The following is a 13,447-nucleotide window of genomic DNA, read 5'->3' as shown; positions in this document are numbered from 1 at the left end:
ATTTATTGTGGTCATTCATCGTATCTGCTAAACTGCTAACAAATACATATTTATCTAAAGGAGCTTGTCATAATGAATAATCATACGGTTGTTATTCGTGAAGCACATCAGCAAGATATCACGCCATTAGTAGGATTGATGGAGCAATTAGGTTATCCGACGACAGAAGAAGTTTTTAAAATAAGAATGGATGCTTTAGAGCAACATGAAGATTATCAAATCTTTGTTGCTGAAGTGGATGAGCAAGTGGTTGGGATGATTGGATTAATCCGTGAACTTCGATTTGAACGAGATGGTGTACATGTACGTATCGGTTCATTAGTCGTGAATGAGCAATACCGCGGAGCAGGAATTGGACATTCTTTAGTACAAGCGGCAGAAGGTTGGGCAGGCAGTGTCGGTGCTCAAGCGATAGCTCTAAATAGTGGTAATCGTGATGAACGTACAGGAGCACATGAATTTTATCGTAAATTGGGCTTTGCAGGGTTATCCACAGGGTTTGTCAAAAAACTATAATTCAGTAGAGTATAATATGTCTATATCAGAATAATCACATCTATGTATAGAGAGGATGTTCATGATGGCTAAAGCATTTGATTCGATCTCTCCCGAGCATGCGAATTTTATTCAAGCACAGAAGATGTTTTTTGTAGGTAGTGCTGGAGTAGATGGTCATGTCAATATTTCGCCTAAAGGTTACGATTCATTTCGCATGTTATCTCCTAATCAGGTCGCTTATCTTGATCTAACAGGTAGTGGTAATGAGACCAGTGCACATTTGCAAGATAACAATCGAATGACGTATATGTTTATCGCTTTGGAAGGCAAGCCCCAGATTCTGCGCTTGTATGGAGATGGACAAGTTATTTTACCTGATGATTCTGCATGGGAGCAATATGCCTCACTATTTGATCTACATCCCGGATATCGACAGATTATTGTATCGAATATTCACCGGGTGCAGACTTCTTGCGGGTATAGTATTCCTTTCTATACGTATGAAGGTGAACGAAATACATTAATAGATTGGGCAGGCAATAAAGGCGAAGAACAATTGGAACAGTATCGTAAGCAGAAAAATTCAACCACAATCGATGGCATCACAACCCCGATCGGTAAAAAGTTTGCTGATATGCGGTAAATTGTTGTATTTCACCTGTATTATTGATAGCATTCAAATGATGGATTATATATGCAGATGAAGAGGGATGAGCATGAAATTGATCAATACGATCAAAAATAATTTTAGAATATCTGATTTTATTACATGGTATGTGATTATGGCGATTTTGTTGACTGTATTAGAAGTGAAAAATAATCCAGATGGTGTTACTTTTCTAGGTGTACTGATTACACTTGTAACTGCACTGATTCCAGCGGCTATTTTTAGTTTCTTTTTCCGCTTGATTACAGGATGGATTGTAAAGCTTAACGAATAAATGAAAGTTTAGACCTACAAAGGAGTCATTATGATGAAAAATCATGCGATTGCGAGACGAGTCCGTGAATTGGAACAATATGCCCCGATGCACACAGCACAATCTGATTTAGCTGATTTTTGGCAATACACATTACAACAATTTAAAGATAAACCTTTACATGCACAGCAAACGAAGCAAGTGACACCCATGAAAGCTATTGAATCGTATCAAGTGATCTATGAAGGGTTTGACGATACGCCTTTACATGGCATTTATGTACGTCCTGCCGATCAAAAAGGGCAACCGATACCTTGTATCGTTATGTTCCACGGGTATACGATGAACAAAGGGTATCCTGAAGATTATGCACACTGGACAGCGATGGGCTATGCGGTATTTGCGATTGATATTCGCGGTCAGGGTGGAGATACAGGCAATCATTTGAATTCTGATTTTGGGATGAGTAGTGGTTGGTTGTCTCAAGGATTATTGGACAAAGATCACTTCTATTATCGAGCGATTACGGTGGATGCACTTAAAGCGATAGAATGGGTAGCTCAGCAAGCCGATGTAGATCATACCAAGATTGCTGTTTATGGAAGCAGTCAAGGTGGCGGACTGGCACTGATCACGTCTGCACTTAGTGATATTCCAGTGATTGCTGTCGCTAATATTCCGAATATGAGTCATATGGATTTTGGGATCTTAAATTCAGAAAGTTCACTACGTGAAGCTGCTCAATTGGTAAGTCGTTATCCTGAGCATTTGGATCAAGTGTTAGAGACGTTGAGTTATTTTGATATGATTAATCTAGCTGATCGTATTCAGGTGCCTATCTTGATCTCATGTGGTCTTAAAGATACGGTCTGTATGCCTGAAACGGTCTATGCTGTCTATAACTGGATTCATTCGGAAAAAGAAATGTGCTTGTATCCGTTTGATGGGCATATGGTGAGTCCATATCATCAACGTAAAACGATGGAATTTGTGCAGAAACATTTCGGATAAAGTATAGATATATTGCTAAAAGACTGTTTCGAGATAGATAAGAAACAGTCTTTTTTTGCTGAAAATTATTTCTTTTTAAATAAAAGGTCAAAATAGGTCAAAATCGCTAAAAGAAGTTGAAAACAAGAATTTTAATATAAAAAAGACCTGAAAATCGATCTAAATGAACTTATTTTGTCTATAATCAATTTTGATCAAATCCAAGGTCATAACTATAATAAAGACATAAGGTCAAACAAAGTCAAACACATCAAAAGCAGTTAAAATCATTTAAGGAGGAGATTGTATATGTTTGATTTAGTTCCTTTTGGTAAACGTCGTGAGGATATGTTGAGTCAATGGATGAAATCTTTTCAAGATGTATTTGAAGATGATTTGTTAACACCGTTCAAAGGATCGACCTTGTCCTTCCGTACGGATATTCGAGAAAATGAAAAAGCATATCTAGTTGAAGCCGAACTGCCTGGTTTGCAAAAAGAGAATATCGACATTGATTATGCAGCTCCTTATCTGACGATTAAAGCTGTTCAGCAACAAGAACGCCAAGAAGAAAATACAGATCAACGTATGGTGCGTAAAGAACGTCGTTATGGAGAATATGTCCGGAGATTTTATGTACAAGATATTGAAGAAGATCAGATTCAAGCCACTCTGAAAGATGGGATATTGTTACTAACTATTCCGAAAAAACAGCGCTCTGAAGGACGAAGAATTCAGATTGATGATGGAAGTTCCTCTACAGCTCGACTTGAAGACGGACAGCAAACGTCTTCTGAATAAAGGTCGCATCATTCGCAGGTTAGCTGTAAAATAATTGTATATCTAGAGGTGCATTGTAGATTAAACAGCTATGATGCACCTTTTTTAAGTAAAAAGAAGCCATTCCGCTTATTTTCCTGTAAAGTACGTTAATAAATAGAAAGATTAGAGCTACAGGAAAGGGGGAGAACCTATGGTCAAAGATTACTATAAGATTCTAGGGGTTAATCGCGAATCTTCATCCAAAGAGGTTAAAAAAGCATATCAACAATTGGCTAAGAAATGGCATCCTGATGTTAATAAAGCAACAGAAGCGGAAAGTAAATTTAAAGAAATTGCAGAAGCTTATGAAACGTTAAGTCATACTTCTAAAAAAGAACAATATGATCAACAACTATATGCTCAAGAAAATCCTGCTCGTCGTACAAGAGCGAATACCGCATATTCAACCCGTGAAAATAACGCAGGTCGAGCTTACAATTTTGATAGTTTTGATAATGCAGGTTTTCCTGATGAAGACCTATTCGATATGTTTTTCAATAGTCGTACCGGTGGTCAAGGGATGGGTATGGGAAATATCACTCAAACGTTGCGTGCCAATCTAGATATTACATTAGAACAAGCATACCGGGGAGATCGTATCTCTGTACGGGTTAGTGGGAAGTCGATTCAACTTAAACTGCCTGTTCGTATCAAAAATAATAGTACTTTAAAAATCCGTGGCAATGGTAGCAATGGACTTGATCCGAACGAAGAATTATTGATTAGTTTCCATATTGTACATCATTCTATGTATACGATAGAAGAAAGTAACCTTGTTGCAGTAGCTCAAATAGCACCATGGCAAGCAATTTTCGGTGGAGATATACCTGTACGTTTACCTGATCAATCTACGGTTCGCCTTAAAATCCCTGCTGGCACACAGACTGGTCACACCTTGCGACTATCAGGCAAAGGATTAAGCAAAGATAAACATAACTATGGTGATGTACTCATCCGTATTGAAATGATTATTCCTGAAATTAATGATATCGACGAGCAAGAACGTAAGCTTTATCGTCAATTAGCAGAATTTAACCCGTTCCAACCTCAAATCAAAAATAACTAAGGAGGAGTTCACAATGGATTATAATAAGCTGACTCAAAAGCTTCAAGAAGCTGTCGCTTCTTCACAATCCATTGCTTCAACGATGGGGCATCAAGAGATTGATACGACTCATCTGTTAAAAGCATTACTAGAACAATCAGAAGGTTTATTACCTCGATTATTGCAAAAAATGAATATTTCACTGTCAGAAGTAACCAGACTGAATAACGAATTATTGCGTCGCAAACCAACCATTAGCGGGTCTTCTGGGGCAGTGCGTCGTTTTGCATCACCTGCTTTATTATCTGTGTTAGATCAAGCCGAGCACGAAGCCAATAAGATGCAAGATGAATTTGTAGCGGTAGAACATGCTGTACTGGCTATCGTATCGGGACATGATCGTGAGAATCAAGAGATACGCAAAATGCTAGAACAACAAGGATTAACACGTGATCCTTTATTAGCGGCATTGGCTGAGATACGAGGTCATCAACGGGTAACCAGTCGTGAACCGGAAGCCACTTATGAAGTATTGCAAAAATACGGTCGTGATCTTGTGGCAGAAGTGCGTAGTGGCAAAGTCGATCCAGTGATCGGACGAGATGCAGAGATTCGCCGTGTGATTCGTATTTTATCGCGTAAAACCAAAAATAATCCGGTATTAATCGGTGAACCAGGTGTCGGTAAAACAGCCATCGTAGAAGGTCTAGCTCACCGAATTGTTCGTAAAGATGTACCGGAAGGGCTGAAAGACAAAACGATCTTTTCATTAGATATGAGCGCACTCGTTGCTGGTGCAAAGTATCGGGGTGAATTTGAAGAACGTCTACAAGCAGTACTCAAAGAAATTCGTGAAAGTGATGGACGGATTATCTTATTTATTGATGAATTGCATACGATTGTTGGAGCAGGGAAAACAGAAGGCTCCATGGATGCAGGTAATATGCTCAAACCGATGTTAGCACGTGGAGAACTTCATTGTATTGGTGCAACCACACTGGATGAATATCGCAATTATATCGAGAAAGATCCAGCTTTGGAGCGTCGTTTCCAACAGGTACTTGTACATGAGCCCAATGTTGAAGATACGATCTCTATTTTACGTGGCTTAAAAGAACGATTTGAAGTACATCATGGTGTTAAAATTCATGATAGTGCGATTGTAGCGGCGGGTGTGTTATCAGATCGTTATATTTCAGATCGTTTTTTACCAGATAAAGCGATTGATCTGATTGATGAAGCGTGTGCGATGATTCGTACAGAGATCGATTCGATGCCAAGTGAAATGGATGAAGTGACACGTCGTATTATGCAGATTGAGATCGAAGAAGCAGCACTGACTAAAGAAACCGATGACGCCAGTCAACGTCGATTAGAGCATTTACAACGTGAACTTGCAGATCTTAAAGAAAAACAATTAGAAATGACAGCACGTTGGGAAAAAGAAAAGTCAGCGATTCAAATCGTACGGGATCTCAAAAAGAATTTAGAACAAGCACGCAACGATCTATTAGAAGCACAAGAAGAATATGATTTGAACAAATCAGCTGAACTCAGTTATGGGATTATTCCAGATCTGGAACGTCAATTGAAGCAAGCCGAAGAAGAAGCTTATCAAGATCAAGACAATCGTTTATTACGTGAAGCTGTCACTGAAGAAGAAATTTCAGATATCGTTTCTCGCTGGACGGGTATTCCAGTGAGTCGTCTGGTTGAAGGAGAGCGAGACAAGTTATTACGGTTAGAAGACAGTCTGCATGAGCGTGTAGTCGGTCAAGATGAAGCTGTACAATTAGTTGCTGATGCTGTTATTCGTTCGCGCGCAGGGATTAAAGATCCTAATCGTCCGATTGGTTCTTTTTTGTTCCTTGGACCGACAGGAGTAGGGAAAACAGAACTTGCCAAGTCGATTGCTGCTTCTTTATTTGATCGTGAAGATGGTATGATTCGAATCGATATGTCAGAATATATGGAGAAACATAGCGTTTCTCGTCTGGTCGGAGCGCCACCAGGATATGTTGGTTATGAAGAAGGTGGTCAGTTAACAGAAGCTGTACGTCGTCAACCATATTCAGTATTGCTGTTGGATGAAGTAGAGAAAGCTCATCCAGATGTATTCAATATTTTATTGCAATTACTAGACGATGGACGATTAACCGATTCGCAAGGACGAGTAGTGGATTTCAAAAATACGATCGTTATTATGACTTCTAATATTGGTTCTGCTCATCTAGTTAGTGGATTAGGGGAAGATGGAGAGTGGAGCGAGACGGTACGTGGACATGTGATGCGTGAACTCGGTCATCATTTCCGCCCTGAATTTCTAAATCGTGTCGATGATATTGTGTTGTTCAAACCGCTAAGCTTAACTGAAATTGGACAGATCGTCCGTAAATTGGTAGAGCATTTGCAAGCACGTCTGAATGATCGTCAGATTACACTGCAATTGACCGATGAAGCCGTGAATCTAATCGCTGAACAAGGTTTTGATCCTGCATATGGTGCAAGACCCCTCAAACGGTTTATTCAGCGAGCCTTAGAAACCAAAGTTGCTCGTGCAATGATTGCTGGTGAAGCGTCAGAAGGATCGACTGTTGTAGTGAGTGTGGTGGATAACGAATTGCAGATTGTAATTCAGCCAGCATCTGGATCACCTGAAGACCAACCGATAGAAGGCGATTCTGCTGCGGTATCAATCGGATAACTATAAAGTTATTTACAGTTGAGAATAGATATGATATTCTTGCCAAAAGAAAACTATGTCTTAATACCTATAATATCGCGAAGCACGCGGATTATTCCTTACTAAGGGAGTAATCCGCTTTTTTGTGTTTAATTCTCGATATAACTGATTATTTGCTAACTAAATAAGTACTTGGAAGAATCCTATTTATCCCATATAATGATGCTTGTGGTACATAAATTAGGTTTAAATACCTAAAAATTGATGAATAGAGGAATAACTTATATGAAAAAATTAATAGTATCTGTTTTGGCAACATCTATCGTTTGTGCAGGCATCACTTATTCAGAGCCGCTGTTACATTCGTCTACAGCATCCCAACCCCATTCTGTGGCTTATGCAGCCAGCTCCTCAGGGAATTTTAAAGATGTCAAAGGACACTGGGCAGAAGCAACAATTGCCAAAGCGTATGCTATGGGACTTGTTCAAGGTTATCAAGATGGTACTTTTCGTCCTAATGCCAAAGTAACACGGGCTGAATATGCTTCACTGTTAACAAGAGCAACCAAGCTTGGAAGCGGAACGGGTGGTTCATCCTTCAAAGACATGAAAGGACACTGGGCAGAAAATGCAGTCACTAGATTATCAGCACTTGGTTTTATTAATAACAGTGATTATTCGAATGGATTCAAGCCTAATACAGAGTTAACGCGCTTAGAAATGATGAAATGGATGAGCAATGGATTAGTGCAGTCCAATATCAGCTTTAAGCAAGCCTTTGAAGATACTCAAAATACATTATTGCCTACACCAGAAGCGACAAAAGGTAAAATTGCTAAATCTCAAATTCCTTATCTTGCTCTTGTTAGAGGTACGGGGATTGTAGGCGGATTTGCAGACGGTTCATTACAACCGGAAGAACCGACAACCCGTGCAGAAGTTGCTGCTATTTTATTAAGATATATTGATATTGAAGGTCAAGAAGCCAGTAAGTATGCTGATCTGAATGAAATGAGAGAGGTAGGGACAACAGGGACTAATTTGTTGACGATCTCGAATTATAAATACACTGAAGGCGATTTTGGAAAGATTATGGATGCGAAAATGACTTTAAGCAATAAGTCAGCTTCCTTGAAATTACATCATTATATTGTTATTGATGCTCGTAATAGCAAACCTAGAAGTGTATATTCTGATTTATTTATTGATCCACAAAAAGGGTTAAAATCTTATCAAAAAGGATTGTTTTTGACGTATGCAGATATAACGTTTACTTCAAATATAGAGTACGCTATTTCAAATATGAATACGTTCAATAATGGTTTAACAAATGGTGTAATTAGAATAAATAGAATTTCTGATTTTGACTATATTAAAAAAATGGGAATTAATACTATATCTATGAACTCTAGCAATTTTGATACAAAAGGTAAAACTACAACATTTTGGACTGAATCTAATATCAATGCTTCAGGAGTTGGATATTCTTTAAAAGTAGATGATGGCACTAAAGTTCAGTTTGAAAATTAATTAGATCAACGGTGGTGTAAAGAGTTGTCTTTTAAAATGCTGACTCAATATTTTAGTTTTATAATTTTTAGTATAGTAATTTTAATTTCTATATTCTCATTTTTTTCATTTTCAATTGAAGAAAATAAAAGTTTTGCGGCTGAATCTGTGCCTCCTAAAACTCAAAAAGTAGTAAGCGAAATTTCTTCAATTTTGAGAACTGGAACTCCTGGAGTTTATTGGTATCAATTAGATGATGGTTCTTTTAATGCAGATCATTCTAATGGGAAAACTACTAATACTCCAATGACAGGCACTTGCAAAGTTCCTTTGCCTCAAAAAACAACTATACCCGATGAAATTGACTTAGCTAAATGGCCTCCTACTGAATGGAAAAAGTATAAAGATAATACCGTACTAAGTAATTGGGTGAAAAATATCAAATTAGAATCTGTATTATTCCATCCTCAAGGTACATTTGAAAAAGTAGGAGAACCTATTATTACTTCTGCAACAAAAGCTAAAATAGAAACTAAAACTGGCGGCGATTTAAACTATAGTATGTATGATGTTTTCATGAACAGACCCTCCGGCAACTGTTCTAAAGTAACAGTAGGCTATGATACTCCTGTCGATATTATTTGGCAGGGAGATTTAATAGAAGAAAAAGAAATTGAAGTTGATCCAGATTCTGTTTTGCAAATTAATGATACGAAGCAACTTAAAGCATCTATTCGTACTAAAAGTATTGGAAGTGATACATGGGGCAATTACATTGATATCACTTCTAGAACAGACGAACTGAAATGGTGGTCTTCGGATGAGTCGATTGCTACAGTCGATCCGACAACCGGGTTGGTGACTGCTGTTAGTGAAGGCAAAGTGACGATTCGAGCGATATGGAAAAAAGAAGAGTATCTGATCTCCGATACAGCAGAGGTTATTGTTGGAGAGGGCGGAGCAAGAATTGCGATAGATTTGCCAAATGAAATATGTACGACTGATACATCACCCATACAAGCAGAAGCTACATTAACCAAGATGGATGAAACTACATATAGCTTGCAATCCCACCCTTCATTATCATGGGCAAGTTCAGACTCAAGTATTGCGACGATAGGGAAAAATGGTGTACTCACACCTACGGGAACTATTGGAAGTACAGAGATTACAGCGCATTTTGTAGATACCGAACAAGCTTTAGACGTACAAGATACGTTTACGGTGCATGTGGTCGATTGTAACGGGTCACAAGAACCCGATGCAGGCGTGATTTGTACTATACCTGCTGTCAGTAATACGTTACATCCTGCTTATATAGACCCGACGCCTACTGGCGTGATCAAAGCAGACAAACGAGATCAGGAAACATTTGATGTCGCTCAAGGGATTCCCACTTCTGAAGATTTATATGGGAATGTTCTATCTCGTGAATATTTATATGATGCAACATTTACGCAAATGACGGGAACATGTGATTTTAAAGTACCGGTTACCAAAGTCTATCATCGTAAATGGGATGCAGGAAAATATAAAGAACGAAGCAATGGCAATCGGTATTGGGATTCCGATTGGAAAAGTGATGATAAAAAAGTAACTAAAAATTATACGATTACCCGACCTTATTCATATTGGACGATTCCATCATTAGCGATGTACCAATTGTCGCAAGCGGAACTTGCAAATTATGCGTTACCTAATGGGAAAATTATTCTCACTCCAAATGGATATCATCCGCCGTCCTATCAGGCAGAATATACAGGAGGGTTTACAAAGCCAGAATCGGTTAAAGCAGATGCCCCTTCTTCTTCACTTAATGGAGGACGGAAAAAGTCAGCACCTTCGGTACCTACAGAAGATTTAAGCCGATTTGCAGAAAAAGAAGTTCCTGATATTCAAGTGCATAATGATAAGCTTATTGTTGTAGGACAATTGATTATGGATGCTCAAGAAAAAACAGTGTCTACACCAACACCGACCAGTATGCCTACCCCGACCATGATCGGACGTAATGTTCTTTATAAAAGTGGAAATCGAATTGAAAAAACAAAAGTGAATCGGAAAGATACTCAAAGTACAGGAACCGTTTTTTACACCATAATGGAAGGTGGTAAAGGAAACTATACTCCTATTCAAAAGCCGATCCAAGGTATCCATACGGTGACTGTACATACACCTGTCGTCAACTATTCACTAGTAGCGGATGATCAATCACATAATCAGAAAACAATCCCGGATCTATATCGTTCTGCGCTTATATTAGATCGTCCTTTCTCTGTTCGGATTCCAACGAGTGGACAGCATACAAATTATCCGGGCTATGGGAATCGAGATTATGCGAAATATATGCGTACCAAACAAGTACAGTTTCCTTTTGATGTATATAACAACGAACAGACCACATTTATTCCCAAACATACATGGATAGATATACCGGTAAATCAATTGGATACATCTTTCTTTTTGCCGGTATGGGTAGATGAAGGCAAGTATGATATTTTATTTCGTACCATTGCTGAAAATGCACCGGCTGCTTTTACAGTTCAACATAACGCTAATGTGACTCTAGACAATCATGTCGCTGTAGAAAGTGTTCCTGTTGATGTGATTGGACGTGTCTATGAATTTCATATTACCGATATTGCTGATTATAACTGGCAGATTGTATTTGCACCGTGGAAGAACTTAGACATTCCTCAGTCAGCTTCTTATTGGGTTGGTGATAAAGGAATAGATGGTGAAACGCGAGGAACTACGGCTCCTTATATGCTGCCTGTTCGTCAAGGAAGTCATCCGATTTATCGCAACTTAGCGGTCAAAACCGGTTATCATTTCAAATTCGATCTCAAAACCAAAGGCAATATGTTTGGAGCACAGGATAGTATTCGAATTACACCTTCATTCAGTTATGTTTCTCGTCAGGGTGGAAAGCCGTTTCCAGTCGATTTATATTATTCGAATGCGAGTAAAAACTTTATTCAAATAGGATCGGCGCAAGACCAAGTACAACGGTATACGATTTTGAATAATCCTTTGCGAAAAGTACCTGCTGAAGAACTCCAAAATACGGCTCTTTATATGTATGATCGATTATTACAACAACCAAATGAACCAATTAGTAGCTCGGAGTCTAATGGATCAATTGTAGACCAACAACAATCCAATCATTTCTGGACAGCCCTGATCGAAAGAGTAGCCGAATCCATCTGGGTTAATCAAACGGGAATCTCGTGGGAAATTACAGCTGAACAGATCCAAGCAATCACGCAAAAGTTAAGCCATAGTAACAATAATACAGATACACCCGCTTCATTTACACAACATACGACGAAGTCATTACCTGCTAATTCAGGAGAAGCAATTGCTATGTTTGCAGATGCTAGTGCTAAGCGCAAAGTCAATATAGGCAAGTTCACTCAATTGTTACTGACTCAGCCTTTACGTACATTGATAGGGCCACAGCAACATCTACCTGAAGGCAATAATACGATGCGTTCATTAGCAGCTGTGCAGAAATGGTACGGTGAATATAGTCTGCCTGCTGATGTATATGTCGTGAAGCAAGGAACTCGTTTGCAAGATGTAACAGGGTCAACGTCTACCAATCGTTCCAACAATCCATCTTTAACAACAGAGTCTAAGCATTCATCTATATCTGCGATAAATACTCCAAAAGGGTTGGATGATCATTCTTCTATTTTTCTAAGTGATGGCTATATCGTTGTTAATTTTAATATCGAAACGATTCAGAATGGAGATCTGGAACATCCACATCTTCAGTACATTCATGCGCCACTTATGAATCAATGGCAACTGGAAGGATTTCAAAAGCAATTTAATGATCCATGGGGATTTACATTTGAGCTTCAAGATGGTGATGTGATATTTTATCATGCGAATAAAGGAAGTAAAGATGACTTCCAATCTTCGGTGACGCATTAGTACCATGTATCTCCAATCAAACCTCTATATGAATAATATAAAATGGATATACAAAAAGTCTGTATTCTTTATGTCAAAGATACAGACTTTTTTGTGTTTATTTACGAGGGTATTTATTTAAGTCGTTATTTACGAAGGAATAGATATAGCCGACTCGATAAATAATTCTTCAGCGGTTTTGATCAGTAACTGCACAGCAAGTGAAGCATTTGGTAATGAAGGAATAGCGATGCCTATTTGGCTTGTGATCCGTGGTGTAACTTCTCGAACATCTAGTTGATGGGGGTGCATAGATAAAGCTAGATTGGATACAATACCGATGCCTAGCCCCTGACGTACCATATTAATTAATGCACTCACATTATGAGTAGTAAATGTAATATTAAGCTCACAATTTTCGTTGTCAAAAGCTTCAATAATCGCTGTTTCGTGTCCACCTTTGCACAAAATCATATCTTCTTTATGAAGATGTTGAATCGTAATATGAGCTTGTTGTTGTAACGGATGGCTAGCAGGTAAAAGAAGCACCATATCATTTTGACATAACGGAATCACATCTAATTCGGGTGCAGGCAGAAGAACAATACCGACTTCGATTTTGCGATTGTATACCCATGCTTTTACATCGTTTGCAGAGCCTTCATGAAGATCGAAGACCAGGTTAGGATAATTTTGTTTGATTTTTTGAATAATAGGCGGTAAAAAATAAGCAGATGCTGATGGAAAAGCTCCTACACAGATTGTACCGACATCAAGCCCTTTGACAGCAGCTACCTGTTGTTGTACTTTTTCCATGCTGTGTAAAATAGTACGGAATTGCACCAAAACTTGCTCACCGATCTCTGTCAGCAAAACTCCTTTTTTGCGATCACGCAGTAGTAATAGAGTATCTAATTCATTTTCAATACTGGCTATAGCATGGCTCACCGCAGGTTGGGTCATATGCAAATCATGAGCAGCTTGAGTAAAGCTTAATGTCTCAGCAACACGTACAAAAGTCATAATCTGAGTAATGGTCATAACAATATCGTTATCTCC

Annotated in this window: 10 protein-coding genes; 9 read left to right on the top strand and 1 reads right to left on the bottom strand. The window is 38.5% G+C overall.

The window, feature by feature from the left end; translation table 11 throughout:
- Positions 1-72 precede the first annotated feature (72 nt).
- From PO903_RS00550 to PO903_RS00510, 9 genes are all read left to right on the top strand, one after another.
- Positions 73-516: a GNAT family N-acetyltransferase gene (locus PO903_RS00550; RefSeq protein WP_069326285.1), complete on the top strand. Its 444-nt coding sequence runs from the start codon at positions 73-75 to the stop codon at positions 514-516.
- Between the two features lie 64 nt (positions 517-580).
- Complete coding sequence (locus PO903_RS00545) at positions 581-1,141, top strand: pyridoxamine 5'-phosphate oxidase family protein (protein WP_137223681.1); 561 nt, start codon at positions 581-583, stop codon at positions 1,139-1,141.
- A 73-nt stretch (positions 1,142-1,214) separates the two neighbouring features.
- Positions 1,215-1,439, top strand: a complete 225-nt coding sequence (locus PO903_RS00540; RefSeq protein WP_069326287.1) for a hypothetical protein — start codon at positions 1,215-1,217, stop codon at positions 1,437-1,439.
- Between the two features lie 33 nt (positions 1,440-1,472).
- Positions 1,473-2,429, top strand: a complete 957-nt coding sequence (locus tag PO903_RS00535) for an acetylxylan esterase (protein WP_273592359.1) — start codon at positions 1,473-1,475, stop codon at positions 2,427-2,429.
- Positions 2,430-2,717: 288 nt separating this feature from the next.
- Entirely contained in the window at positions 2,718-3,209 is a 492-nt protein-coding gene (locus PO903_RS00530; protein ID WP_069326289.1) for an Hsp20/alpha crystallin family protein, read from the top strand.
- Between the two features lie 172 nt (positions 3,210-3,381).
- Positions 3,382-4,296 (top strand): DnaJ C-terminal domain-containing protein, encoded by a 915-nt coding sequence (locus PO903_RS00525; protein WP_273592358.1) that lies wholly within the window; start codon positions 3,382-3,384, stop codon positions 4,294-4,296.
- Between the two features lie 13 nt (positions 4,297-4,309).
- Entirely contained in the window at positions 4,310-6,979 is a 2,670-nt protein-coding gene (clpB, locus tag PO903_RS00520; RefSeq protein ID WP_273592357.1) for an ATP-dependent chaperone ClpB, read from the top strand.
- A gap of 264 nt (positions 6,980-7,243) precedes the next feature.
- Positions 7,244-8,488, top strand: coding sequence for an S-layer homology domain-containing protein (locus PO903_RS00515; RefSeq protein ID WP_273592356.1), 1,245 nt, complete (start codon positions 7,244-7,246; stop codon positions 8,486-8,488).
- A 147-nt stretch (positions 8,489-8,635) separates the two neighbouring features.
- The gene (locus PO903_RS00510) at positions 8,636-12,409 is read left to right on the top strand and encodes a DUF5704 domain-containing protein (protein WP_273592355.1); all 3,774 of its coding nucleotides are present in this window, start codon (positions 8,636-8,638) and stop codon (positions 12,407-12,409) included.
- 129 nt (positions 12,410-12,538) lie between these two features.
- Here PO903_RS00510 and PO903_RS00505 read toward each other — a convergent pair whose 3' ends face one another.
- Entirely contained in the window at positions 12,539-13,429 is an 891-nt protein-coding gene (locus PO903_RS00505) for a LysR family transcriptional regulator (RefSeq protein WP_273592354.1), read from the bottom strand.
- Positions 13,430-13,447 lie beyond the last annotated feature (18 nt).

The organism is Paenibacillus sp. PK4536 (assembly GCF_028594455.2).
Classification (GTDB): Bacteria; Bacillota; Bacilli; order Paenibacillales; family Paenibacillaceae; genus Saccharibacillus; species Saccharibacillus nuruki.
Note: the sequence above shows the minus strand (reverse complement) of the source record. Positions and strands in the feature narration are given on the sequence as shown.